Origin of the sequence: Chitinilyticum piscinae (assembly GCF_015223195.1) — a bacterium.
Lineage (GTDB): Bacteria > Pseudomonadota > Gammaproteobacteria > Burkholderiales > Chitinibacteraceae > Chitinilyticum > Chitinilyticum piscinae.
Map to the genome: position 1 here is coordinate 132,746 of NZ_JADFUA010000006.1, position 25,096 is coordinate 157,841.

The following is a 25,096-nucleotide window of genomic DNA, read 5'->3' on the forward strand; positions in this document are numbered from 1 at the left end:
CAAGAGAAAGGTATTGATTTTTCAGGTCGCGGTTTGCTCCGAGCATTCAGGGGATTTTTGCCGGCTCTTTTGTTATACAGCAGGGGGATGGATTGCCCCAACGCCGTTAGGCAATACGCCTCTATGGCTGGACACTGGCTACGGCCAGCGTAGCTTGCCGGGGGGCTGGAGCAAAGTGCATCGTTTTGCCGGTGACGGCAGGCATCGGCAAAGGTTGCAGCCGATTCTGGGCTGGCCAGAAACTGCTGGTACTGTGCCGGGCTGAGCGCGTAATACTCCTCGTAATCGACCAGCGCATTGCTGACCGGAATCGCGAGGTAAGGCCGTCCGGAGTGCTGCTCAATGCCAAGCGAGTAGCAGTGTCTGGCGGAATGGTAGGTATCGGAGCAATGCATCGGGAGTGCGCACTCGCAGGCGTTTACTGCGTCGACAGCAGCTCGGAAGCAATCTGCCGGGAGCAGTTGCTGCCTTGCTGCAGACGCTGGCGTGCCATCTCATTGCTGACTGCGCTGCCGCAGTAGGAAAGCTCACCCCTGGCATATTCCAGGGCCAGCAGCCGGGAAACCGTATTGCCGCGCTCGGCCTGAAAGCCTTCAATGCGAAAAATGATCCCGAGCCGGCCATCGGCAAAATCGAGCCATTCCAGACGGGCATTCGCGGGCACGGCGGGAAAGCTGCTGCCCTCCGGCAGTGCTGCCAGCGCCAGTTGCTGCAGATCCCAGAGCTGTCTGCTGCTGCTCCGGTAGAGGAGTGGCCAGCTATAGGCATCATTCACGGCAATGGCGACACCGAAGTCGCGGTGCCCCGGGCAGCGGAACGCATCCTCGCTGCCGTATTTGCCCAGCTTCGTTACCGCTTGGGTACAGCTGCGCTCGGCCAGGCTGGAATAGCTGATGCGATAGGCAGGAGATTCCGCGGCCTGCGCATGCCCCAGCAGCGCCAGCACGGTGAGCAGGGCTGCCAGCTTGCATTGTGCATGGCGAAAAGGCATGGCAAAGCGTGTCCTGCGCATGGGCGTTCTGCGGCGGTTTTTGCTCATATCCATACCACGCATCAGCAACTCCGATACGGCGCAGATTTGCGCTCCGGAAGGGGAGAGGGTTCGGTAGCGGGGAACCGAAAGCGATGCAGAGAAATCACGTGCAAGTGTATGTGCCTGGCCGCTTTGATTGATGGGGTGCTGGTGCTTATATCCAGTAGTGTATGTAAGGGCATTGTTACTTCGTCTCTGCCATTTCCCGCACCACCCGGAAGCCGAAATACTGGCCGCGGTAGGTTCGCAGGCGCTGGTCGCGTACTGCCGTGCGCAATTCGGTGCTGCTGGTCAGCCAGTCGCCACCGCGCAGGCTGGCGGCATCGCAGCCCCATCCTTCGCTGCGTGCGCTGCCGTCGCTCGGGGCTTTGTCATAGTCGGCAAACCAGCAATCCGCCGTCCATTCGCTGACGTTGCCGATCAGGTCGTACAGGCCGAAGGCATTGGGCTGGTAGCTGGCGATGGCGTTGGTGTAGATCGCCTTGTCCGTGCAGGCCGGACGGGACTCGGCGGCGGTGCCGGCGAGCTTGCCGATGCTGCTCTGGTCCAGTCCGTTGGCGTAGCGGCAGGATTCGTCCGGGCTGTCGCCCCAGGGTCGGCTGGTCTTGCTGCCGGCGCGGGCGGCGTATTCCCATTCCGTTTCGCTGGGCAGGCGGTATTTGCCGCCGGTCTTGCGGCTGAGCCAGGCCAGGTAGCGCTCGGCATCTTCATAATTCACGCAGACCACCGGGTCGTTCTCGCTCTGCGCAAAGCCGGGGTTGCGCCAGGATTTGTCGGGTTGTTTCTGCGGCTCGCGCCCGTTGAAAACCCAGCAACCCAGCGGGGCGTCGTAGCCGGTTTCCTCGACGAAGGCCGCCCATTGACCGCGTGTCACTTCGCTGCGCCCCATTGCCAGCGGGTAGGCAATGCGGATCGCGTGTTGTGGCTGTTCTTCGCTGCGGATATCGGTTCCGGGCTGGCTGCCCATGATGCCGCTGCCCTGGGGTAGCCAGACCATGGCGGGGCAGTCTTCGCACTCCTGGAATTCCTTGCCCGGTGCATAGGCGGGCAACTTCATGGTGCTGCGGGTAAGTGCGCTGGCGGGCTTGGTGCTGGCGAGCTGGGTGGTTGCCTGGCCGCTGCGGTTCGGGTCGAGGTAGACCTTGCCGGTGATGTCACCGTATTGCACCGGCAACTGCTTGCCGCCGGTGGCCTGCTTCACGCTTTCGAATACTTCGTCGAACTGGCTGCGTACCGGCAGATCCTTGCGCCCGAGCCATTGGGCGAGCGCGCTGGCGTAGGGACTATTCTGGCCGTCACCGTCGAGCGCTACCTGTCCGTCCCGCGTCGAGTAGGCAATCAGGAAGCCGCTGCGCTCGCTTTCCATGCGCGCCAGCCCCTTGTTGCCGGAACGCGCTTTGGCGGCCAGCGGGTTGTTGCGGCAGGCATCCAGAATCACGATATTGAGCTTGGCATTGGCGCTTTCCAGCGTTTCCAGCAGCAGATCAGCGGGAACGCCTTCGCTCTCGACGCTGGCCTGTGCATTGACTGCCGCATCCACCGGCAGCAGGTAGTTGCGCTTCTGTGCGTTCTGCATGCCGTGACCGCTGTAATAGACCAGCACGGTGTCGGCATCTTTCGCCAGCGCGGCGAGTTCCTGCAATTGCTGGACGAGTTCGCGCCGGCCGAGGTTTTCGCGCACGATCACCGTGTCGAATTTCTGCTCGTTACGCAGCACGCTGGCCAGCAAGCGCGCGTCGTTGCCGGGGTTTTTCAGCGCGGCTTCCTGCGCGTACTGGCTATTGCCGATCAGCAGTGCGACCCGTTTGCCCGCATGCGCCACGGGCAGCAGCAGGGTGCAAAGCAGGAGGGTGAGCAGGGTTCTCATGGTGTGGGTGCCTCGGCAAGTGCTGCCGCCAGCGCAGCGCTGGCGGCCTGCAGTTCGGAGTTGGTCGGATCAAGTGCCTGCAGCCGGCGCAGCGTATCGCCAAGCCCCGCCCAGTCGTTCAGGCGCAGCTGTTCGTGCAACAGGTAGAGCTCGGGGCCTGTGTCGCTGGCGGCTGCCTCGCGGCGCCAGTCACGATAAAGCGCCAGCGTGGATTCGGGCAGCTTGCTGCTGCGCACATTGCTGACCGCACCGAGCTGGCGGATCTGGCGCAGATCACTGCGGGTCTGTGCGAGCGCGGCGCGCATCGCGGGGGGCAGCGTGCGGATGCTGGCTGGCTGGCGCCCGCTGGCTTCGCTGGCGCGGTTTTCGCCCAGCGTGAGGCGTGCCGGACCTTGCCAGTGTTCCTGATGGCCGTCGTCGATCCACACAATCTGCATGCTGCCGCCGCTGGCGATATCCAGCGTGTCGCCGCTGGTGAGCCGGCTGTAGGGCTTGAGTGCTTCACGACGATTGGCATCGATCAGCAGCTCGGTACGCGCGCTTTGCAGTGCCACGATGTGTGGCGCGGCCAGTGCACCGACTGACCACGACAACAGCAGGGTAAACAGGGCGCGGATCATGGCTGGGAGACCTCCGGGTGGGATGCGGATTGCCAGCCAAGCACGGCATAGGCGCGGATGGGCTGGCTGCGGCCTTTCAGCGACAGCTCGCTGCAGCGGCCCAGATGCAGGCCGGCGATCTGGCTGACGCAGGCTTCGCTGGCGACAATGCCACTGTCGTGTTCACGACTCATGGCTTCGAGCCGTGCGGCGACGTTGACCGTATCGCCAATCGCGGTGTAGTCGGTCTTGCGCTTCGAGCCGATGTGGCCGATCACCAGCGGCCCGCTGTGCAGCCCGATACCGACGCGAAAGGCAGGCAGATCCCCGTCGGCAAAGCGCAGGCGTACCGTGCGGGCATAGTCCTGCGCAGCATCCTGCAATTGCAGTGCGGCGCTGATGGCGCGGCGGGCATGGTCGGGGTGGTGTACCGGTGCGCCGAATTCGGCCATCAGTGCATCCCCGATCAGCTTGTCGACCGTGCCGCCGGCGTCGAGCACGACAGCAGTGGCGCGTTCGAACCAGCCATTGAGCAGCTCGACGACGTCTTCGGGCGGTAATTGCTCGGCCATGCGGGTGAAATCGCGCAAATCGCAGAACATCACCGTGGCCTCGACGCGTTCGCCTCCCAGCTCCAGCGGGGTATTGCTGTGTACCAGTTGATTGACGATGGCTGGCGAGACATACCTGCCGAATAGCTCGGTTGCACGGCGCTGGCGCGAATTGGCCAGATTCAGGTGCAGCCCCAGCACGCCCAGCAGGCAGACCAGCACGCCGGCCTGTGCGGGCAATACCGGGAAAATCAGGTCGGCACGACTGGCCAGCAGACCGGCCAGCACCAGCGAGGCCAGCAGCATGGCGCAAGCGCACAGCACCCAGCGGGTGGGCAGGCGCGGCAGGAACAATACCAGCAGCATGGCCTGCAGCAGCAGGTAGCCCGCCAGCCCGGACGGTGACAGCGGTTGCAGGCTGCGCTGATCCAGCAGCATTTGCGTGGTTTGTCCCAGCAGCTCCGGGCCGCTCATGAAACCGGCCACGCTACCGTCGCCGTAGGGGGTCAGATGCCAGTCCTGCAGACCGGTATAGGCGCCGCCGATGATGACAATCTTGCCGGCCAGCTGGCGCACGGCCGGATTGCTTGCTGCATCGCTGGCCAGCAGCTGATGCATAGGCAGGCGCGGCAGGCTGCCGGGCGGGCCAGACCAGGCAATGCGCAGCGTCTCGGGCGGATTGAGCTCGGGTTGCAGGTGGCGCGCCAGCAGCAGGGGCATGGCAAGCCGCGGTGATTCGGGATCGCCGCCCTGCCAGCGGGTGCGCAGGTGGCGGATGACGCCATCGGCATCGGGCGGCATATCGACGCGGCCGACGCTGCGGGTGAGGTCGAAATCGGGCACCGCGATGCTGTAGGCTGGCGCAGGCAGCTGCAGCTGGTCGGCCTGTTGCAGTGCGGGCAGCATCAGCTTGCCCGAGGCGATCAGTTCGCGCAGCGGCTGATCGTAGTTGCGCGCGGCGGGGCTGTTCTGGGTTGCCAGCCACTCCTCGGCGGAAATGTTCAGCATGAAATCCAGCGCCACCACGCGGGCACCGGCCTGCAGTGCCGCCTGGCCGGCGCGGGCAAACAGCGGCGACCAGAATGCCAGCGGTGTATCGGGGTAACGCGCCAGCGTCGCATCGTCGACGGCGACAATCACCACGTCACTGGCGGTGCGGGCTGATGCAGCATGCCGGATGAAGCGGTCCTGCCAGATATCATCCAGCTCGGGGAAACGGCTGACCAGCATGCCGGCCAGTACGGCAAGCAGCACGATCAGCACGCGCAGCAGGCGCGCCAGTGGCAGCGGAGTGATGGCAGACATGGCGTGAAAGGGCGTCAGGCAGGGCAGGTAGTCGGAACGAGCGCTGACTGTAGCCTGCTTTCATCGGGATGTCTTTAGCCTTGCCCGATTGTTCGTGCACGCGGTGGTGCCGATCACACAGCGACCGTGTGCGCAGGCAGGGAGCACGAGACTGTTGTACGCTGACTTGTATGGGTATATCCGTCTATGTGTTGATATATATTGCTTCTGGGTGTATAGGCTGTGGCATATTTTGGGGCTTAGAGTCCTGCCGCATCCAGCCTGACTGGCTCGATGCGGCAGGTAGTAGGCCAGACCACGGTGGCGCGTACCTCATCCGTGAGCAGTACGCTGTCCCATCCCGGCAGCGGGCCGCCCGTGCCGCAGCGTGCCGGCGGCTCGCCGACAACGTGTTCGCGCCAGCCGCCCTTGTAGGCCGCCTCACGCAAGGTCCATAGCTGGTAAAAGCGCTCGCTGGCGGTGGCCTCGCCACCGGCGGCCAGCCAGCGTGCGTCCTCGGGGCAGAATTTTTCGGCCAGCCGGGCAAACTGGCGCGGGCGCCCGATTTCGATATCCAGCCCGCAGCGCCCGGCCGGGTTGAAGACGACTGCCAGAAGCTCACCCGTATGGCTGATACTGCCCCGGCATTCCGGGTAGGCAGGCAGCCAGGGGTAGCCGTCGGGATGTTCGGTCAGATCGGCCAGCTGCAGCGCCGGATCAAGTTGTTGCCGTGCCGCATGCAGCAGCAACAGTCGCCCCAGCAGCAGCTGCAGGCCGCGCTCCGGACGCAAGCCGGCCAGCCGTGCGCGGGTCGAATCGCTGAGTTGCAGCATCAGATCGGGTGGCAGCGGCCAGTCGGGGCGGCTTTGCAACCAGTACAGCATGACAGGGCAGGGGGATGGGCTGGCTGCAGGCATCGGGGTGGGGCGAAGGTGCGTTGAGAGCAAGACAGCAACAGTAATATAAATCGTGCCGGATCACATCGTTTGAGCGCCATTGCGCCAGCGAAACCGTCTGTAAGCCCGAATACGCGGGTGCCACAGACTTTGTTACCATCGCGCGCCTTGCTGATCTGGCCGGCCCTTTGTGCCGGTGTTGCCATTTGGATACCGCTCCCCGTTCCCAACGCCTGCTCGCTGTTGCCCGTCTGGTCGAGACGCAGCTGTCGCATGCCTGGCGGCTGGATGAACTGGCCGAGCGCGCCTGCTATTCGCGCCACCATTTCGAAAAAGTCTTTGCCGAGCTGACCGGGCTGACGCCGATGGATTATCTGCGTCAGCGGCGACTGCAGCAGGCTGCACTGCGGGTGCGTCACGAGCACACCAGCATGCTGCAGCTGGCGCACGAAAGCGGCTTTGCCTCGGATAGCGTGTTCTCGCGCAATTTCCGCCAGGCTTTCGGGTACGCCCCGCGTGACTGGCGGGAGGGGGCCTGGCGAGCGCATCACGACGAGGTGGTCTGCCCGCAGTGGCAGAGCCTGCACGCCCGGGATCCGGCCGGTCAGCAGCGTGAGGCGGCACTGGCGGCGGCGGCCCGCAAACCCGATGTGCTCCGCCAAGCCCTTGTCCGTTACTGCCGCGCGCACCCGGTGTGGCTGGCGCGCGGTTTCGGCATCTGGGGCAGCCGTGCCGAAGCGTTCCGAGAACAGTGTGCCGCCGAACTGGACACTCCGCGCCGGGCGCCATTCTGCTGTGCGATCCTGCGCGAGGATCCGGCTTTCATTACCGGCGAGCACTGGCTGTATGACTGGGCCGTGCTCGCCCAGACACCGGCCCCGGCGGGCTGGTTTGATGATGTCCTTCCCGGTGGCTTTTACCTGTGCCTGCGCTATCAGGGGAATGGAGCGCAATGGGGCTGGCTGTACGGAGACTGGCTGGAGCGGCAGCACCGCTGGACGCTGGATGGCCGCCGGCCGCACCTCAATGTCTATCGCCAGACCGCGGCAGGAATCGAAGGCGAGCTGCGACTGCCGGTTCGCCTCACCTGAACATCGCGTTTTTCGTCAAGTCCGTCACGGCTTGCGCTTGTAGTATTCCGGCCACATAAAAGCGGCTCAGGCCCGTGCGCGCTCCGGACTCGATCAGGATGGATGCAGGCGGCAGGCGAGAGAGCCATACCAAAACCAAGTGCGCACAATAACAAACAATTCCAGCTCTGATTATGGAAAGATGGATTAGTTTTCTTCGCAACCTCTGCATGCTGATCGGGCTGACGCTCCTTTGCGCCATTGCCTGGTATGTTCTGGAGTATTTCTGAACGGACAGCCGCGCAGCAAGACAACAACAGCAGCCCGCGGGCTGCTGTTGTTGTTTCCGGACTCCGTATTCCCTGGCGGGTATGGCGATGTAGCCATTTATTGATCGGGCCGGTAGGTGCATACCCGGGATGGATGATCAGACCATTGTAAACGCGGCCATCCCGACCGCCGCGCCGGTGGTGCCAAGGATCGTTTCCATCACCGACCAGGTTTTCAGCGTCTGCAACTCGGTGGCCCCGGTGAATTTGCCGAACAGCCAGAAGCCCGAGTCGTTGACGTGGCTCAGTACGATCGAGCCGCCGGCAATGCAGACCGACAAGGCGGCGAGCTGGGCACCGGAGAAGCCCAGTGTTTCCACCACCGGCAGCACCAGCCCGACGGTCGTCAGGCAGGCGACGGTGGCCGAGCCCTGGATCACGCGCACCGCCGCCGCCAGGACGAAGCACGCCAGCGCAATCGGCAGGCCGGCGCCGATCAGCGCGTTGCCCAGTGCCGGGCCAACGCCGGAATCGACCAGCACCTGCTTGAACACACCGCCGGCACCAGTCACCAGCAGGATGATGCCCGCCGGTTGCAGCGCGGCACTGCACACGGCCATCACCTTGTCGCTGCTCATGCCGCGGCGGATCGCCAGCCCGTAGATCGCCACCAGACACGCCGCCAGAATCGCGGTGAAGGGGTGGCCGATGAACTGCAGCCAGTGATACAGCGTGGTATCCGCTTCGACAAAGCGTGCCGCGATGGTTTTCAGGCCGACCAGCAGCAGCGGGAACAGCACCAGTGCCAGCGAGAAGCCGAACGACGGCATCTGGTTCTGGCCCAGGCTCGGTTCGCTCACGTCCTCGGGCAGCTTCAGCGTGACGTGCTTGCTGATGAAGTTGCCGTACAGCGGGCCGGCCAGCAGCATGCCCGGGATGGCGGCCGCCAGGCCGATGGCGATCATCCAGCCAAAATCGGCGCCCATCTGTGAAGCCAGCAGCATCGGTGTCGGCCCGGGCAGCAGGAAGGCTGCAGCACCGGCCACACCGGCAAACAGGGGAATTGCCAGTCTGACCACATTGCCGCCGGTACGGCGTGCCACGGCAAATACCACGCCGATCAGCAGTACCACGGCCACATCGAAGAACAGCGGCAGCGCACAGACCAGCCCGGCAATGCCCAGCGCGTAATGCGCGCGGTGTTCGCCGAAGCGATTCAGCAGCTTCACCGCGATCTGGTCCAGTGCGCCGGTTTCATGCAGCACCTTGCCGAACATGGCCCCCAGCGCCACCACAATCGCCAGAAAGCCCAGCGTGCCACCCATGCCTTTCTGCATGGTGTCGGCGATTTTTTCCAGCGGCATGCCGGAAAATACGCCGGCGCCGATCGACACCAGCATCAGCGCCAGAAAGGCATGCATGCGCGCCTTCATCACCAGAAACAGCAGCAGCAGCACCGAGCCCAGTGCAGTCACGACAAGAGTAAGGGTATCCATGGCTATGCTCCTTGATCGCTGGCTTGTGACCGGATATGGGAGAGGGTATCCGCAATGACGCCCTCGAGCGGCTGGTTGATGTCCACCACGAACACACCAGCTTCATCCGGCTGCGGTTCTTCCAGTGCCGCAAATTGCGAGGTCAGCATGCCCGCTTTCTGGAAATGTCCCTGGCGCGCCGCCAGTCGTGCTTCAATGGTCGCGAAATCGCCGCGCAGATAGATGAAGGACAATCCCGGATTGCCTTCGCGCAGGCGGTCGCGATAGCGCCTTTTCAGCGCCGAACAGACGATGACCGAGACGGCATTGGTGCGCTGCATGGCAAAGGCGGCGTCATTCAGTGCTGCCAGCCACGGCGCGCGGTCGTCGTCGTCAAGCGGCGTGCCGCTGGCCATTTTCTGGATGTTGGCGCGCGGGTGCAGAAAATCGCCATCGAGAAAGGCGCATTCGGTGTGGCAGGCAATGGCGCTGGCGACAGCGGATTTGCCGCTGCCGGAAACGCCCATCAGGACATAAACCTTGTGGGTTTGTGGTGTGCTCATGGTATCGACTCCGGGTTTCTGGTTGGCTTGTTACCGGTAACTTGTTACGGGTAACATCATGCGGCGAATTACGGAGTTACGCAAGAGCAGTTACGGGTGAAAATCACCGTCACCACGGTTTTTCGAGGCTTGCAGAGGGTTGTGTACGGGAAATCGCGTAGTTATGGTGGAGCGGCTTACGTACTCTGTGCGGTTCAGAAGCGCACAGGAGCGTGTCGATAAGTGATGCTGGCAATTATGCGAGCCTGCTAAAGTGGAAGCCATGCCTTGAGTTTTGCGGGCAGCGATCACTGTCAATCAATTTAAGGAAAATGCGATGCAGCAGGACATGATCACCACAGCACTGACTCTCCCCGGATATCGTGTAGTGCGCAATCTGGGAATGGTTCGCGGGATTACCGTGCGCTCACGCTCGATTGTCGGCAATTTTATCGGGGGGCTGCAAACCCTGTTCGGCGGCAACATCACCATCTATACCGAGCTGTGCGAGCAGGCACGTGAGGAAACCTACCGCCTGATGTGCCGCCACGCAGACAGCATGGGAGCGAATGCCATTATCAGTGTGCGCTACGACGCGACCGAGTTGATGGCCGGGCTCACCGAAGTGCTGTGCTATGGCACTGCGGTGATTGTCGAACGCGAGTAATTAGCGAACTGTACGAACAGCAGAACGTAGAGCCTGTCACGTTCGGCAAGGATGGCGAAGGGGGGCTGGTTCAGTTCAATTCGTGCGCAGGCAGCATGCCCGCGTGTCTAGAATTTACCCCATTCGTACAGGCGCAGTACTCCGGTTTCATCCGCATTGAGCTCTTCCAGCAGCTGGCGGGTGAAGGACAGCAGCGCTGCATCGCCATGGCCACCGGCCTGATTCAGCATGGCCAGAGATGCCTGCGCCATCTGCCCGGCAAACAGCAGCAGTGCCCAGCCTTGCTGCGATACCGCTTGCGGGGGCAAGGTCTGCAGTAGCCAGTCCCGGAAATGCTGCCAGCTGCCGAGATTGGTCTGAAAGTCATCCTGTGTTTCGCTACGGCGGGTTTGTCTCAGCCATGCCGGCAGATCGTATTGATCCTGCCAGCCGCCTTCATAGGGATAACTGCCGGGGGCCAGTGGCCAATCCAGCTTGCCGGACAGAATTGCCGCGCTTATGGCCCAGGACATTGGTGCACTTCCTCGGATGATTTCAGATGCTGCCGCCGGCAAACAGCGTAAAGCCCGCGTCGATGACGGTGCTGTTGAAGCGCTCCCCGTTGATGCGTGCCAGCAGGCGCTGCGCGGCCAGTTCGCCGATGGCTTCGCGTGGGGTGACGATGCTGGCCAGTGGCGGGGCCAGCGCGCGGCCGATGTCGAGCGCATTGCAGCCGGCGACGGCCAGGTCATCCGGCACAGTCAGTCCCATGGCCTGCGCGGCGAGCAGGGCGCCGGCGGCGATGTCGTCGTTGGTGCAGAACACGCCATCGAGCTGCGGGTGCTCTACCCGCGCCTGACGCAGCAGTTCGCTGCCGAGCGAAAAGCTCGACGACGCCTCGCTGGCCACCACACAGGGCGTCAGCCCGGCAGCAAGCATCGCGGCGCGATAGCCTGCCTCGCGCAGCTGCGTGCGGCGATCCAGCCGTGCGGCCAGATAGGCAATGTGCCGCTTGCCGCGCGCCAGCATGGCCTCGACCATCGCGCGGGCGGCGGCAGTGTGATCCAGCCCCACGGCCTGATCAATCGGCTGCGCGGGCAGCTCCATCACTTCCACCACTGGAATTGCCGCGACTTCGAGCATGCGCAGCGTGGCATCGGTGTGCACGGTTTCGCACAGGATCAGTCCGTCGATGTGAAACGACAGCAGCTGGCGGATCTGGTCTTCTTCCCGCTGCGCCGAATAGCCGTAGTGTGCGTAGAGGCACTGGTAGCCCGCCGGCTGCGTGATGCGCTCGATGCCGTGCACCACGCTGGCAAACACCTGGTTGGAAATTGATGGCAGCAGCACGCCGATGGCACGGCTCTTGGCGTTGGCCAGCATGTCCGGCACGCGGCTGGGAATGTAGCCCAGCTCGGCCATCACACCGGCAATTTGCGCGCGCGTCGCCTCGGCCACCTGCTGCGGATCGCGCAGGTAGCGGCTGATGGTCATTTTCGACGTGCCGACACGGTCGGCCACATCCTGCAAGGTCGGGCGGCGCGGTTTGTCGCTCATCTCAGCCGTGCCGGCTACCGCACACCGGGCAGGCCGGGTCGCGCTTGTACTTCATTTCGCGCCAGCGCATCTCGCGGGCTTCCAGCAGCTGCAGCCGGCCTAGCAGCGGGGTGCCGCAGCCGGACAGAATCTTCAGTGCCTCGGCGGCCTGCGCCGCGCCGATGATGCCCACCAGTGGGGCGAATACGCCGAAGGTCGCACACGGGCTGTCGCTGGCTTCGCCGTCCTCGCCGAACAGGCAGTGGTAGCAGGGTGCATCGTCCTGGCGCGGGTCGAACACGGTCAGCTGCCCGTCAAAGCGCACCGCTGCGCCGGACACCAGCGGCACTTTGGCTGCCACGCAGGCGCGGTTCACTGCGTGGCGCGTGGCGAAATTGTCGCAGCAGTCGAGCACCACGTCGGCACTGGCAACCAGCCCGGCCAGTTCCGCAGCTGTGGCGCGTGTGCCGATGGCATTGATGGTGATGTGCGGATTGAGTGCCGCGAGCGTTGCCTTGGCCGATTCGGCTTTGTTCACCCCGACACGATCTTCGGTGTGCACGATCTGGCGTTGCAGATTGGTCAGATCGACGTGGTCATCGTCGACAATCGTCAGCGTGCCGACGCCGGCGCTGGCCAGATAGAGGCTCGCCGGCGAGCCCAGTCCACCGGCGCCAATGATCAGTGCATGGCCGGCGCAGATGCGTTCCTGTCCTTCCACCCCCAGCTCGTCGAGCAGGATGTGCCGGCTGTAGCGCAGCAGGCTGTCGTCATCGAGATCGATCGTGGCAGAACGGGTGGAGCAGAATGTCATGATGGCGTGAACCGAAAACAGGCAGGGCATTATTGCAGAAAAGCGGCACGCCAGCCGACCGGGGTGCAAGTCTGCTGCGCTGGGTCAAGGGTGGTGGCGCAGTGCTGACCGATGTCGCAGCCAGGCTTTGCGCGCTTCTTCCAGAGCCCCGATCAAGAGCGCCAGCGCCAGCATCATCAGCCAGAATCCAGCGGCAAACGGTGCGGTGGCAAACAGTGCCTGCCCGATGGGCAGGTAGATGATCGCCAGCAGCAGCCCCAGCTCGAAGAGCAGGCCGGCCAGCAGCAGCGGATTGCTGCCCAGGCTGAAATGCCAGACCGGTTGTTGCGGATGGCGGCACAGAAACACATTGACCATTTGCGCGATCACGATGGCGGCAAAGCAGGCGCTGGTGGCTTGCAGGTACAGCGGCTCAAGCCGGCCCAGTGCGTCGCCATAATGCCAGCCCGAGACACTGAGAACCGTGAAGAACACGGCCAGCGAGGCCGCCGCCTGCAGCGGCCCCAGCCACAGGTAGGCGCGCGCGAGCAGTGGCCAGGATAGCAGGCGCTCGTCGCGCGCCCGCGGGGGCTGGCGCATCAGCGCGTGCTGTGGCCTTTCCGCCCCCAGCGCCAGGGCCGGCAGCATGTCCGTGCCCAGATCAACGGCAAGGATCTGGATGATGGTCAGCGGCAAGGGAATATCCAGCAGCACAAAGCCCAGATAGGGCAGCAGCTCGGGGATGTTGGAGGTGAGGATGTAGGTGAGGAATTTGCGGATGTTCTCGAACACCGCGCGACCTTCCTCGACGGCATTGACGATGCTGGCGAAATTGTCGTCCAGCAGGATCAGATCGGCCGCGCTCTTGGCCACATCGGTGCCGCTTTGCCCCATGGCGATGCCGATGTGGGCCGCCTTCAGTGCGGGCGCATCGTTCACGCCATCCCCGGTGACGGCCACGATCTCGCCCTTGCGCTTGAGCGCCTCGACCACCAGCATTTTCTGTTCCGCACTGATGCGGGCAAACAGGATTTCCGGGGCATCCAGCGCAATCTGCAGCTGTGCGGGTGTCATCAGCCGCAACGCATCACCGAGAATCACCACAGGCGCCTCGCCGCGGATCAGCCCGATTTCGCGCGCGATGGCGGTGGCCGTGCGCGGGTGGTCGCCGGTGACCATGATGACGCGGATCCCCGCGCTATGGCAGCGGGCTATCGCGGCGGGCACTTCCGGGCGCGGTGGGTCGGCCAGGCCGATCAGGCCGGAAAACACCAGATTGCATTCTTCCCGGTCTGCCGCGTCGTCCACCCGCCGCCAGGCAAAGGCCAGCACGCGCAGCCCCTGTGCGGCCATGGCCTCCTGTGCGGCGGTGATCTGCTGACGCGTCGCCGTATCCAGTTGCTGCAAGCCTGCACTTGATTCCCAGGTCGCGCACAGCGGCAGCACGCTTTCCGGCGCGCCCTTGCAGTACAGCCAGTCGGCCGCGTCATGGCTCACAATCACCGACATGCGCCGGCGTTCGCCGGTAAAAGGGATTTCATCAAGCACCTGCGCCGAAGGAATCGGCGCAGCGGCAGAAAATTCCAGCAGCGCGATCTCCATCGGTTCGCCCAGCCAGCGTGGCTGGCCTTCCTGCACCACCAGCTTGAGCTGATGGCCGTAGTGCGCGCCGGTATAGAGCCGCAGCAAACCGGCGGCGCCCGCTTCCGTGGCGGCCAGCAGCCGGCCACCGGCAAAAATCTGCCGCACCTGCATGCGGTTTTGCGTGAGTGTGCCGGTCTTGTCGCTGCAGATGACAGTGGTTGACCCCAGTGTTTCCACCGCCGGCAGGTGGCGCACCAGTGCATTGCGCCTGGCCATGCGCTGCGTGGCCATCGCCAGCGACAAGGTCACGGTGGGCAGCAGCCCCTCGGGCACGTTTGCCACAATGATGCCGATGGCAAACATCAGATTGCTCCAGAAGGGCAGGCCCAGCAGCATGCCGATGCCAAAGAACACCGTGCCCAGCGTCAGCGCGAACAGCGCCACCAGCCTGGATAGCCGGCCGATTTCGCGCTGCAGTGGCGAGCCGGTTTCGCCCGCGGTCTGGGTCAGATGTGCGATCCGGCCGAATTCGGTGCGCATGCCGGTCGCAAACACGATGGCGCGGCATGCTCCGGCGACCAGCGCCGTGCCCGCAAACAGCAGATTGCTGGCATCCAGCACATGGCCGGGCTGGTCGCTGCCGGCATTGCGGCTTTGTGCCTGCGCCTCGCCGGTCAGCGTGGAGAGATTCACCCGTACACCGCGGGCCTCGATCAGCCGGCAGTCAGCGGGCACCTGATCGCCTTCTTCCAGCTCGATCAGGTCGCCCGGCACGAGTGCTTCGGCAGGCAGTGTGCGCAGCACGCCATCACGCAGCACCTTGACCTGCAGGGGCAGCAGCTGGCGCAGGGCGGCCAGCGCCTGCTCGGCCCGGTATTCCTGCCAGAAGGAAAACGCACCGTTGATGAGGATGACCAGCACAATCGCCACGCCAAGCTGCCACATGCCCTCGCCGGGGACCCGCCATTCCGCGAAGAAGGCCAGCGCGGCCGCCAGCCACAGGATCAGCGCAAAAAAATGGCCGAATTCCTGCAGCAGCCGCTGCCACAGCGGTGCGCTGGCCATGTCTTCGACCCGGTTCGGTCCATATTCGGCCAGCCGCAGCGCGGCCGTGGTGCTATCCAGACCTGTGGCGGTGCTGCCAAGGCCGGCCAGCGCCTCGGCATCGGCAAGATGGGAAACGTGCATGCAGCGGATCGCGGTGGCTAGGGACACTTCCACTGTATCCGGCAGTGGCTGCATGGCACGGCGCAATCCCCATGCGGCACGGACAAGAGGTAGACTGGCTGTCTGTCTGCTTACCGATTACACACCATGACCGAAGACCTGCATCTCGCCGAACATCCCATCGAATCCGTTCGCGTGTTTGACGGCAATCTGCTGCACATCAACCGCGACACCGTGCGCCTGCCCGATGACTCGCTCGCAACACGCGAATATGTCGTTCACCCCGGCGCGGTGATGATCCTGCCCGTTCTGCCTGACGGCCGCATCCTGATGGAGCGGCAATACCGCTACCCGCTGCACCGCGTGTTCATCGAATTCCCCGCCGGAAAACTGGACGAAAACGAAGGCCCGCTGGCCTGCGGCCAGCGCGAGCTGCTGGAAGAAACCGGCTACACCGCCGAATCGTGGGACTACCTGGGCGTGATCCACCCGCTGATCAGCTACACCAATGAGGAAATCCACGTCTTCCTCGCGCAGGGCCTGAAGGCGGGCGAGGCGCAGCTTGACGAGGGCGAATTTGTCGAATGCATTGCCATGACGCTGGACGAACTGACTGCCGCCGTGCTCGATGGCCGCATTACCGATGGCAAGACCATCAGCGGGATTTTCTGGCTGCAGCAGAAGTTGGCGGGGCGCTGAGCGGGCTGGGGTGAGGGACGAAGTCTGGCGTTGTAATAATGTTGGGCTTCGCGCTGTTCAGCCCAACTTAATGCCTGCTGAAATAATAATTGGCATCGGAGCTGGAATGGAATCAATTCTTGAGCTGGAGATCTGGTCCAGACCTGGTGTTCAAGCACCAGAATGTTTTGGGAAGGAAATCGAGAATGGCTTTGCTCGGGATTTTGATTGCAAGGCGATCAAGTTTTATGGGCTTTATTGGTGTTTCGGTCGCGTTGACGCTGAGATTTTAAAATTCTGTCTCGAACAGGGCGAGGTCTCAATCGCCGATTTACATGCTTACTGCCTGACTCATGAAATCAATGTGGATTCGATTGATGAAGAGGTGGCGGCCAGATTTATTGATTTGTCATTCGGTCGATGCATTGGGTGGCTGCATGTTGATGTGGGTTCAGTGCTTTTCTGCGAAATGGAACGGGTGTTTGAATGGGTTTACGATAATCAACTTGTGGTTGTTGATCCTGTCTGTGAGGCTTGTGTTTTGTATCCTTAGATAGTTGCAGGTTCTGATGGAAATACCAAATATCCGCTTGATGGTTTTGATGGCATGGAGCTTGAGGTAAATGTTCTGGAGGCTGTTTAATTTTCTGGGTAGACGAGTGGTTGCCGGGGCCTTCGTTTTGGTTGGTTGTGTTCTGATGTATCAATTTTTCCAGACTGGTGAAATTGGGCACTTGCTGGTGGGTGGTCTGGTGATACTTATCGGGGTTCTCCTTGCGGTGTCCAAACCCTCAGGTTTATCCAATAAATCCCAGTACGGTAGGGCGCAATCGCCGTAGGCATTGCGCCGCATGAATTGAACCGACGTTTTTGTGCCTGCGGCACGATGTTTTCATGCCGGTTCCGCCCGGCGGACGGGTTCATTTCTTTTGCTTCGCCAAAAGAAATGAACCAAAGAAAAGGCGAGCCCGGTCAGCCTGCCGCCTGCGGCGGCTGCCCTGCGATGTGCCCCGCAGGAAATCCCCTTGGGGGGCTCGTTACGTCCAGCGGCGCGCCGCAACTCGCCCTTCGGGCTCAAACACTCGTCGCACCGGAACCCTGGCCGCAACTGCGCTTCTCGGCGGCTTCAGGGCGTGGCGTGCTTATTGGGGGCTGGTGGTGATTCGTAGGCAGGTTGAGCACAGCGAAGCCCAACATTGATGCCTTACTCATTGCTCGATTCGAGCGGCCGGGGCACAAACAGGCTGCGCTGCAGCGCCTTGCCATCCCAGACGAAATACGAAATCCCGCGCAGGCGTTCGTCTTCGTTGATGCCGCCGATCACCAGCAGCAGGCGGCTGTCCGGGCGGTATTTCACCATGGCGAAGCTGTCCGCTGGCGGGAGAACGTCGAAATCCTCGAACGCAACGTTGAGGTTGTCGACCGCCTGCAGGTTTTCCGGGTGAAACACCTGGCCGGTTTGGGCGTCGACGATCGCCAGCTCCAGGCAATTGCTGCCGCAGCCCCAGAAGACCAGGGTGTAATGCCCGGCAAAATTCGGCCCGGCTTTGGCGCCCTGGCGGATACTGGTGCGAAACAGCTTTGAGCGCGGGTGCGTACGCACGTCCGGCGTGGCCAGCTTGCCGCGATACACGGGCACGGCATAGTCGGCAAAGGCGGGGGCATGGCTGGGCAGGTCGCGGGCTCGCAGGTAGTCGGCCGGGTAGGCTTCTTCGGCGGGCAGGCTGGCCGCGACCTCGGCCATGCTGGCAGTGTCTGCGGCATGCAGCATGGATGGGCCAAGCGGTAGCAGCAGGGCAAGCAGGGCGGTACGCAGCAAGCGGGGCATGTCGGGGTTCCTCTGGCAGAGGGCGCAGTGTAATCCGCCGATACTGCGACGGGCTGTGAGCGCGGCTACAGGGTGCAGTTCTGGTGAATGTTTGCTAATTGCCTTAAGGGTATATGCTTTAGCGCTTTTAATATAAAAGCATCTGAAGGTATACATTGCAGTGTATAGGTGGACCCGTTTTGCCGCCGACATACCGGCAGCGCAAGCTGTTACCATCGCGTCTTTGCGAATTTCTCTCAGTTAACCATGGCTGCTGCACCCCGACTTTCCGCACTCGAGCTGCGCGCCACGCTGGGCCTCTCCGGTCTGTATGCGTTGCGCATGCTGGGCATGTTCCTGATTTTGCCGGTGTTCGCCGTGTATGCCGGCCAGCTGCCGGGCGGGGACAATCATGCGCTGGTGGGGCTGGCCTTCGGGGCATATGGCCTCACGCAGGCGCTGCTGCAATTGCCCTTTGGCATGTGGAGTGACCGCATCGGGCGCAAGAAGGTCATCTATCTGGGGCTGGCGCTGTTCATCATCGGCAGCCTGATCTGCGCGCTGTCCGAGCACATTGTCTGGCTGATTGTCGGGCGCGCGGTGCAGGGCGCGGGGGCGATTTCGGCGGCGATTACCGCCTTGCTGGCCGATCTGACCCGCGAAGAACACCGCACCAAGGCTATGGCGATGATCGGCGGCAGCATTGCTACCACGTTTGCCATTTCGCTGGTCGCCGCGCCCAAGCTGGCGGCGTGGCTGGGCCTGCCGGGGATTTTTGCGCTGGTGGCCGTGCTGGGGCTGGCCGGGCTGATCGGCGTGTGGCGCATCATTCCCGATCCGACCGTGACACGCTTTCACTCGGACGCCGAAACCAGCTCCAGCCGCCTGCCGCTGGTGCTGCGTGATGGCCAGCTGCTGCGGCTGAATTACGGTGTCTTTGCGCTGCACGCGGCGCAGATGGCGATGTTTACCGTGATGCCGCTGCTGCTGACCCGCGTGGGCGGGCTGGATGTCGCGCATCACTGGTGGGTGTATCTGCCGGTGGTGCTGGCGGGCTTTGTGCTGATGGTGCCCGCCATCATCTACGGCGAGAAAAAACGTCAGCTCAAGCGGGTATTCCTGTTTGCCATCGCGCTGATGCTGGTGGCGCAGCTGGGCATGACGCTGTGGCTGCCCAGCCTCACGGCCATCGTGTTGTGGCTGGGACTGTATTTCATCGCCTTCAACATTCTGGAAGCCACCCAGCCCAGCCTGATTTCCAAGATCGCCCCGACCGCGGCCAAGGGCACGGCCATGGGCGTGTACAACACCTGCCAGTCGGCCAGCATGTTTCTGGGCTCGGCGCTGGCGGGCTGGCTGTTCCAGCATTACGGCAGCCCGCAGCCGGTGTTTGCGCTGTGTGCGCTGTTGATGGCGGTTTGGCTGCTGGTGTCCTGGGGCATGCGCGCACCGCTGCCGGTGCGTACACAAATGTTCCACATCGGCGAACAATGGCAGGGCGATGCAGCGCAGCTCTCTGCTAAACTCTCGGCCATTGACGGCGTGAAAGAAGCCGTCGTACTGATAGACGAGCGCGTTGCCTTGCTCAAGGTCCTGCAGGATGGCTGGGACGAGGCGGCCGCAGAACAGCTTATTGCGGAGACAAACTAAATGGCATCGTTGAACAAAGTGCTGCTGATCGGCAACCTCGGCCGCGACCCGGAAACCCGTTTCCTGCCCAGCGGCGGCGCCGTGTGCAATTTCAGCATTGCCACCACCGAGAGCTGGAAGGACAAGCAGACCGGCCAGAAGCAGGAAAAAACCGAGTGGCACAACATCACCATGTACGGCCGTCTGGCGGAAATCGCCGGCCAGTACCTGAAAAAGGGCAGCTCGGTGTATGTCGAAGGTCGCCTGCAGACGCGCAAGTGGCAGGACAAGCAGACCGGCGCTGACCGCTACACCACAGAAATCGTCGCCGACGAAATGAAGATGCTCGGTGGCCGCGGTGACGGCGGCATGGGCGGCGGGATGGGGGGTGGTCAGGGCGGCTACGGTGGCGGCAATGACTACAACCAGGAATACAGCGCACCGCCGGCCCCGCAACAGGCCGCACCGCGCCAGGCGGCTCCGGCCCCGGCTGCCAAGCCTGCCCGCAGCTTCGACGATTTCGAGGACGATATCCCGTTCTGATCGCCCGCTGGCCGCACACACTCAAACCCCTCCTTGCGAGGGGTTTGTTGTCTCAGGTGCGGTGTAAGCGCAATCAATGGTGCCGGTGAAGCAGGCGTTTCAGCCGCAGCCCCAGCAGGCCCAGCAGGGAACAGGTTCCGCACAGATAGCTGCGGCAAACCCACTGCAGCTCAGGGTCATCTCCGCTAGCACGGGATTGCTGCAGTTGATGCAGGAAGCGCGGTGGCAGCATGGCAGATCTCGCTGAAGCGGCATAATGGTGTTTGGTCGGCTGGTGCCACCCATTCTGACATGAGGTGTCGCAGATTCAGGGGGGCGCTCAGCGCGGTGCTGCGGGGTATTGGCTGAACATCGCAATCCAGCCTTCGTCTCCGAACAGCTCGCCGCCCAGCCCATCGCTAAGGCTGGCTACCTCGGCGCCCTAGCAGCGCAGGCTGAATGCGGCATTTTCATCGAGCAGATTCAGCAGGCGGAAGAGCGCCGCATCGATCGCTTCGGTCGCAATGCGTTGCGCCAGCTCGGGGCTGCAGCCTTCGGTGATTTGCTGATGCAGCATCTGTGCCGTCGCTGATTTCAGCTTGCCGCCAATAATCAGCTCCATCCGGCGCAAGGTGGCATCGCGAACTTCAGCAATCAGGATCTGACCCAGGGTCTTTAGGGGAGCATCGGGTGTGGATTCGGTAAGCTGGTTCATGGTCTTTGCCGGAAAAGGACGCTAGCGCTTGCGGCGGTGCCAGCTGCGTAGCGAGGCCATAGCCAGTGCGTCAACCCGGCGGCAGGGATACCATTGCGCAGGCGGTTGACGCAGCGCTGCCCATCCCTGATTTGCCTCAACGGTTTTGCCATGGCGCGGTGCTAGTCTGGGGATGTATGCCCATCAGGAAACCGCGTCATGCATGAACTGTCGCTTGCCGAACATGTGATCCGCATCGTCGAGGATGCCGCGCACCAGGCCGGCGCGCAGCGGGTGACGCGCGTGCGGCTTGCGGTGGGGGCGCTGGCGCATGTCGAGCCGGAGACACTGCAGTTCTGTTGCACGCTGGCGGCACGCCAGACGGCGCTGGCCGAGACGGAATTTGTGGTCGAGCAAACGCCGGGGCAAGCATACTGTGCGGATTGCCGGCAGGACGTGGCGCTGGAGCGCATCGGTTTCCCCTGCCCGCAGTGCGGCGGATTCGCGCTGCGCGTGACGGCGGGCGAGGAAATGCAGGTGCTGGATATTGCGATTGTCTGATGATGGGTATGTTGCGCTAGGCTTTTTATGTAAAAGATTTCATGGCAATACATGCTGATGTATTGCCGGATGGTGGCGAGGAGCGGCTTATGTGCACCACTTGCGGTTGCGGTCACGGTGAAACGACGATCAACGGCATTGCGCCGGTCAGGAAACGCCACGCCAGCGGGCCGCTGGGCGCCTACCGGCGGCTGGAGCAGGGCGCGGCGCACGCAGCTGAAGCAGCGCCGCTGGGCGCGGTGCATGCGCCCGAAGTCGATCCCGAGCGCACGCTGCGCCTCGAACACGACATCCTCGCCAGCAATGACGCACTCGCCGAGGCCAACCGCCGGCAGCTGGTTCAGCAGGGTATTTTCGCGCTGAATCTGGTGTCCAGCCCCGGCTCGGGCAAGACCACGCTCTTGGTCGAAACCATCCAGCGCTGGGCGCAGCAAACGCCAGTGGCGGTGGTCGAGGGCGACCAGCAAACGGCGAACGACGCCGAGCGCATCCGCGCGACCGGCGCGCCGGCGGTGCAGATCAATACCGGCAAGGGCTGCCATCTGGACGCGCACATGGTCGCCGGTGCCCTGGCGACGCTGCGGGCCGAGAATGCGCTGCAGGACAACAGCCTGCTGTTGATCGAAAACGTCGGCAATCTGGTCTGCCCGGCGGCGTTCGATCTGGGCGAGGCGCACAAGGTTGCCATCCTGTCGGTTACCGAGGGCGAGGACAAACCGCTGAAATACCCCGACATGTTCCGTGCTGCCGACCTGATGATTCTGAGCAAGATCGATCTGCTGCCGTATCTGGATTTCGATGTGGATGCCGCAATTCGCATGGCGCGGCAGGTGCGCCCGGGGCTGGAAGTGATCCGGCTCTCGACCCGCAGCGGTGAGGGTTTTGACGACTGGCTGGCCTGGCTTGCTGCCGGCTGTGCCAAAGCACAGCGGGGCTGAGATGGATCGCCAGCGCCTGCGCCTCACCGTTCGTGGCATTGTGCAGGGTGTTGGCTTTCGGCCTTTCGTGTATCGCTTGGCGCACGATCTGGGCGTGGCCGGCTGGGTGCGCAACGACGGGCAGGGCTTAACACTGGAAATCGACGGAGATCCGGCCCGCCTGCGGGACTTTGCCCGGCGACTGCAGGACGAGGCGCCGCCGCTGGCGCGCATCGACACCTGCGACATGATCATGGTGGCGGCAGGCGAGCCGCATTGGGGGTTTGAAATTCTCGATAGCGACGCGACCGCTGCATCCGTCGTCAGCGCGAGCATCGGCGCGGATTCCGCAGTCTGCCCGGCCTGCCTGGCCGAGCTGTTCGACCCGGCCAATCGCCGCTACCGCTACGCCTTTATCAACTGCACCGACTGCGGCCCGCGCTACACGCTGGTCAGACACCTGCCTTATGACCGCGCTTCGACCAGTATGGCGGCGTTTGCCCAGTGCGTGCCGTGCCTGATGGAGTACCGCAATCCGCTGCACCGGCGCTTTCACGCCGAGCCGAACGCCTGCCCGGATTGCGGCCCTGCGCTGCGCTTGCTTGACGGGGAGGGCGGCGAAATCGGCGGCGATGCGATTGCCGAAACGCTGGCGTTGTTGCAGGCCGGGCAGATTGTCGCCATCAAGGGACTGGGCGGTTTTCATCTGGTCTGCGATGCCCGTAATCCCGACGCCGTTGCACGCCTGCGGGAACGCAAGCACCGCGAGGAAAAACCGCTGGCGGTGATGGCGGCGAATGCCGCCTCGCTCGCCGGTATTGCACAGCTGCACGAGGGCGCGCAGCGCTGGCTCGAATCGGCGGCGCGGCCGATCGTGTTGTTGCCGAAAGCCGCGCAGACTGAGCATGCCTTGCCGGGTATCGCGCCGGGGCTTGCTGAAATCGGCGTATTGCTGCCCTATACCCCAATTCATTTTCTGCTGTTTCATGAGGTCGCCGGCCGCCCTGCGGGCACGGACTGGCTGGCAGAGCCGCAGGATTTGTTGCTGGTAATGACGAGCGCCAACGCCAGGGGCGAGCCGCTGGTGACCGGCAACGCGGAAGCGCTGGTGCAGCTGGCCGGCATTGCCGATGCCTTCCTCATGCACGACCGCGATATCGTGATTCGCTGCGACGATAGTGTGTTGCGAGTCGGGTATGACGATGCAGGCCAATTCATCCGAAGGGCGCGTGGCTATACCCCGCAAGCGGTGCCGCTGGCGCATGCTTTGCCGCCGGTGCTGGCGCTGGGCGGTTTTTTCAAGAACACGCTGTGCGTGACCAGAGGAAGTCAGGCCTATCTGTCGCAATACCTCGGCGACCTCGACCGCGTCGCCAACTGCACGGCGCTGCAGGAGGCCAGCACTCACCTGCTGCACCTGCTGCAAGTGAAACCGGAATGCATCGCGCACGACAAACACCCCGATTTCTACAGCAGTCAGCTGGCGCTGCAGCTGGCCGATCAATGGCAGATTCCGTGCATCGCAGTGCAGCACCATCACGCGCACATCGCCGCGGTGCTGGCCGAGCATCAGCTCGACGAGCCGGTGCTGGGGCTGGCGCTCGATGGCGTCGGTTTAGGAGACGATGGCACCGCCTGGGGCGGCGAGCTGCTGCTGGTCGACGGCGCGACGTATCAACGCCTTGGCCATCTGCGCCCGCTGCCCATGCCCGGCGGGGACAAGGCCGCGCGCGAGCCGTGGCGGATGGCCGCCAGCGTGCTGGCCGAGCTGGGGCGCGGCGACGAGATCGCCAGCCGCTTTGCCGCGCAGCCTGCCGCCAGCCTTTTGAATCAGCTTTTGAGCCGCCCGCAGCCGGCCACCAGCAGCATGGGCCGCTATTTTGACGCCGCCGCAGGGCTGCTCGGTGTTGCGCCGGTGATGAGTTTCGAAGCGCAGGCTGCCATGCAGCTGGAAGGGCTGGCCGCGCGGCATGGCGTGTGTGCGTCCGTGTCTGGCCTGTACCGCATTACTGACGGCGTGCTGGATCTGCTGCCGCTGCTGGCGGTGCTGGCTGATAGCCCCGATCCGGCACACGGCGCGGCGCTGTTTCATTCTGTGCTGCTCGATGCGCTGGCGGACTGGGTGGCAGAGGCTGCCGAACGTACCGGCATCCGCACGGTGGCCGGTGGCGGTGGCTGTTTCCTCAACGCGATCCTGTTGCGCGGCGTGCGGCAGAAGCTGCAGGCGCGTGGACTGTGCTTTTACACGAATCAGCTGGTGCCCTGCGGCGATGGCGGGCTGGCGCTGGGGCAGGCGTGGGTGGCGCAGAGGAGCCTGGTATGAGCACTTTGTGCAATTGCGGCTCGCTCTTGTCGATGGTGGATGGCGGTTTAGCGCCTGCGGCGCGGGGTTTGCATGCGCGCTTCCGCCGCGCCCACGGGGTACTTTCTTTGCTTCGCCAAAGAAAGTACCCAAAGAAAGGCGAGCCCGGTCAGCCGCCCCGCTGCGCGGGGTGGCCTGCGATGCTCGCCATGCCCAGCGGCGTGCCGCAACTCGCCCCCGCGGGGCTCAAACACTCGTCACGCCGAAACCCTGGTCATGGCTGTGCTTCTCGGCGGCTTTCAGGGTGTTCGCTTTCTAATCATGGTTCGCTGTTATCAACGGTTGTTAAACCACCGCTCGTATTAAGAGCGCGAGTGCCCTCGCAGTCGCCGAGAAGCGCAGTTGCTGGCAGGGTTTCGACGGGGGGAGTGTTTGAGGGCGAAGCCCGAGTTGCCCCCCGTCGCTGCCAGCAACGAGCATCACAGGGTACCCCGCGTAGCGGGGCGACGGAGCGGGCGCGACTTGGGGGTGTCGGGGGGCTTGGCAAGACAAGCCCCCTGACGTGCCGCCGGGCACCCCCGGCACTCAAATTCCGCGCCGCAGGCGCTGCAATTCCTGCAAACATCGTTCTGGCCGCGCTGGTTGCCCTGTCAGAACCATTCAATCATGCAAAC

23 protein-coding genes are annotated in these 25,096 nt (G+C 63.4%); 9 read left to right on the forward strand and 14 right to left on the reverse strand.

Annotation, left to right across the window (positions count from 1 at the left end; all coding sequences use genetic code 11):
* Positions 1-418: 418 nt before the first annotated feature.
* From INR99_RS11615 to INR99_RS11635, 5 genes are all read right to left on the reverse strand, one after another.
* Positions 419-1,012 carry a hypothetical protein gene (locus INR99_RS11615; protein ID WP_194116506.1) on the reverse strand — a complete coding sequence of 198 codons (594 nt, stop codon included), beginning with the start codon at positions 1,010-1,012 and terminating at the stop codon, positions 419-421.
* A 205-nt stretch (positions 1,013-1,217) separates the two neighbouring features.
* Positions 1,218-2,900 carry an SUMF1/EgtB/PvdO family nonheme iron enzyme gene (locus tag INR99_RS11620; RefSeq protein ID WP_194116507.1) on the reverse strand — a complete coding sequence of 561 codons (1,683 nt, stop codon included), beginning with the start codon at positions 2,898-2,900 and terminating at the stop codon, positions 1,218-1,220.
* On the reverse strand, positions 2,897-3,520 hold the full coding sequence (locus tag INR99_RS11625) for a hypothetical protein (RefSeq protein WP_194116508.1): 624 nt from the start codon (positions 3,518-3,520) through the stop codon (positions 2,897-2,899). Before INR99_RS11625 ends, INR99_RS11620 begins: the two co-directional genes overlap by 4 nt.
* Positions 3,517-5,355: an adenylate/guanylate cyclase domain-containing protein gene (locus tag INR99_RS11630; RefSeq protein ID WP_194116509.1), complete on the reverse strand. Its 1,839-nt coding sequence runs from the start codon at positions 5,353-5,355 to the stop codon at positions 3,517-3,519. Before INR99_RS11630 ends, INR99_RS11625 begins: the two co-directional genes overlap by 4 nt.
* A gap of 239 nt (positions 5,356-5,594) precedes the next feature.
* The gene (locus INR99_RS11635; protein ID WP_194116510.1) at positions 5,595-6,218 is read right to left on the reverse strand and encodes a 4'-phosphopantetheinyl transferase family protein; all 624 of its coding nucleotides are present in this window, start codon (positions 6,216-6,218) and stop codon (positions 5,595-5,597) included.
* A 218-nt stretch (positions 6,219-6,436) separates the two neighbouring features.
* On the opposite strand from INR99_RS11635, the gene INR99_RS11640 reads away from it, so the two are divergent.
* Positions 6,437-7,321 (forward strand): helix-turn-helix domain-containing protein, encoded by an 885-nt coding sequence (locus INR99_RS11640; protein WP_194116511.1) that lies wholly within the window; start codon positions 6,437-6,439, stop codon positions 7,319-7,321.
* A gap of 406 nt (positions 7,322-7,727) precedes the next feature.
* On the opposite strand, the gene gntU is transcribed toward INR99_RS11640, so the two are convergent.
* Both gntU and gntK read right to left on the reverse strand, forming a co-directional pair.
* The gene (gene gntU / locus INR99_RS11645) at positions 7,728-9,065 is read right to left on the reverse strand and encodes a gluconate transporter (RefSeq protein ID WP_194116512.1); all 1,338 of its coding nucleotides are present in this window, start codon (positions 9,063-9,065) and stop codon (positions 7,728-7,730) included.
* A gap of 2 nt (positions 9,066-9,067) precedes the next feature.
* Positions 9,068-9,607, reverse strand: a complete 540-nt coding sequence (gene gntK / locus INR99_RS11650) for a gluconokinase (RefSeq protein WP_194116513.1) — start codon at positions 9,605-9,607, stop codon at positions 9,068-9,070.
* Positions 9,608-9,923: 316 nt separating this feature from the next.
* On the opposite strand from gntK, the gene INR99_RS11655 reads away from it, so the two are divergent.
* Entirely contained in the window at positions 9,924-10,253 is a 330-nt protein-coding gene (locus INR99_RS11655; protein WP_194116514.1) for a YbjQ family protein, read from the forward strand.
* 107 nt (positions 10,254-10,360) lie between these two features.
* On the opposite strand, the gene INR99_RS11660 is transcribed toward INR99_RS11655, so the two are convergent.
* The 4 genes from INR99_RS11660 to INR99_RS11675 form a co-directional block, all read right to left on the reverse strand.
* The gene (locus INR99_RS11660) at positions 10,361-10,765 is read right to left on the reverse strand and encodes a hypothetical protein (RefSeq protein WP_194116515.1); all 405 of its coding nucleotides are present in this window, start codon (positions 10,763-10,765) and stop codon (positions 10,361-10,363) included.
* 22 nt (positions 10,766-10,787) lie between these two features.
* Complete coding sequence (gene gntR, locus INR99_RS11665; protein ID WP_194116516.1) at positions 10,788-11,789, reverse strand: gluconate operon transcriptional repressor GntR; 1,002 nt, start codon at positions 11,787-11,789, stop codon at positions 10,788-10,790.
* A 1-nt stretch (position 11,790) separates the two neighbouring features.
* Positions 11,791-12,582, reverse strand: a complete 792-nt coding sequence (locus tag INR99_RS11670; RefSeq protein WP_194116517.1) for a HesA/MoeB/ThiF family protein — start codon at positions 12,580-12,582, stop codon at positions 11,791-11,793.
* A gap of 84 nt (positions 12,583-12,666) precedes the next feature.
* Positions 12,667-15,360, reverse strand: coding sequence for a cation-translocating P-type ATPase (locus tag INR99_RS11675; RefSeq protein ID WP_308431485.1), 2,694 nt, complete (start codon positions 15,358-15,360; stop codon positions 12,667-12,669).
* A gap of 99 nt (positions 15,361-15,459) precedes the next feature.
* Between INR99_RS11675 and INR99_RS11680 the strand changes: the two genes are divergently transcribed.
* Both INR99_RS11680 and INR99_RS11685 read left to right on the forward strand, forming a co-directional pair.
* Positions 15,460-16,011 carry an NUDIX domain-containing protein gene (locus tag INR99_RS11680; RefSeq protein WP_194116518.1) on the forward strand — a complete coding sequence of 184 codons (552 nt, stop codon included), beginning with the start codon at positions 15,460-15,462 and terminating at the stop codon, positions 16,009-16,011.
* Positions 16,012-16,117: 106 nt separating this feature from the next.
* On the forward strand, positions 16,118-16,543 hold the full coding sequence (locus tag INR99_RS11685; protein WP_194116519.1) for a hypothetical protein: 426 nt from the start codon (positions 16,118-16,120) through the stop codon (positions 16,541-16,543).
* Between the two features lie 651 nt (positions 16,544-17,194).
* Here the strand turns inward: INR99_RS11685 and INR99_RS11690 are convergent.
* Positions 17,195-17,818, reverse strand: a complete 624-nt coding sequence (locus INR99_RS11690) for a hypothetical protein (RefSeq protein ID WP_194116520.1) — start codon at positions 17,816-17,818, stop codon at positions 17,195-17,197.
* Between the two features lie 246 nt (positions 17,819-18,064).
* Here INR99_RS11690 and INR99_RS11695 point away from each other — a divergent pair, with 246 nt between their 5' ends.
* Positions 18,065-19,447, forward strand: coding sequence for an MFS transporter (locus INR99_RS11695; RefSeq protein WP_194116521.1), 1,383 nt, complete (start codon positions 18,065-18,067; stop codon positions 19,445-19,447).
* Entirely contained in the window at positions 19,448-19,969 is a 522-nt protein-coding gene (ssb, locus tag INR99_RS11700) for a single-stranded DNA-binding protein (RefSeq protein WP_194116522.1), read from the forward strand. It begins immediately after the preceding gene.
* Positions 19,970-20,042: 73 nt separating this feature from the next.
* Here ssb and INR99_RS11705 read toward each other — a convergent pair whose 3' ends face one another.
* Complete coding sequence (locus tag INR99_RS11705) at positions 20,043-20,201, reverse strand: hypothetical protein (RefSeq protein ID WP_194116523.1); 159 nt, start codon at positions 20,199-20,201, stop codon at positions 20,043-20,045.
* Positions 20,202-20,390: 189 nt separating this feature from the next.
* Positions 20,391-20,663, reverse strand: a complete 273-nt coding sequence (locus INR99_RS11710) for a hypothetical protein (protein ID WP_194116524.1) — start codon at positions 20,661-20,663, stop codon at positions 20,391-20,393.
* 198 nt (positions 20,664-20,861) lie between these two features.
* On the opposite strand from INR99_RS11710, the gene hypA reads away from it, so the two are divergent.
* Genes hypA through hypF form a run of 3 tightly spaced genes read left to right on the forward strand, consistent with a single transcriptional unit; the run spans position 20,862 to position 24,443 of the window.
* Positions 20,862-21,203, forward strand: a complete 342-nt coding sequence (gene hypA, locus INR99_RS11715; RefSeq protein WP_194116525.1) for a hydrogenase maturation nickel metallochaperone HypA — start codon at positions 20,862-20,864, stop codon at positions 21,201-21,203.
* Positions 21,204-21,244: 41 nt separating this feature from the next.
* Positions 21,245-22,141: a hydrogenase nickel incorporation protein HypB gene (hypB, locus tag INR99_RS11720; RefSeq protein ID WP_265588337.1), complete on the forward strand. Its 897-nt coding sequence runs from the start codon at positions 21,245-21,247 to the stop codon at positions 22,139-22,141.
* 1 nt (position 22,142) lies between these two features.
* The gene (hypF, locus tag INR99_RS11725) at positions 22,143-24,443 is read left to right on the forward strand and encodes a carbamoyltransferase HypF (RefSeq protein WP_194116526.1); all 2,301 of its coding nucleotides are present in this window, start codon (positions 22,143-22,145) and stop codon (positions 24,441-24,443) included.
* The last annotated feature ends 653 nt before the right edge of the window (positions 24,444-25,096 follow it).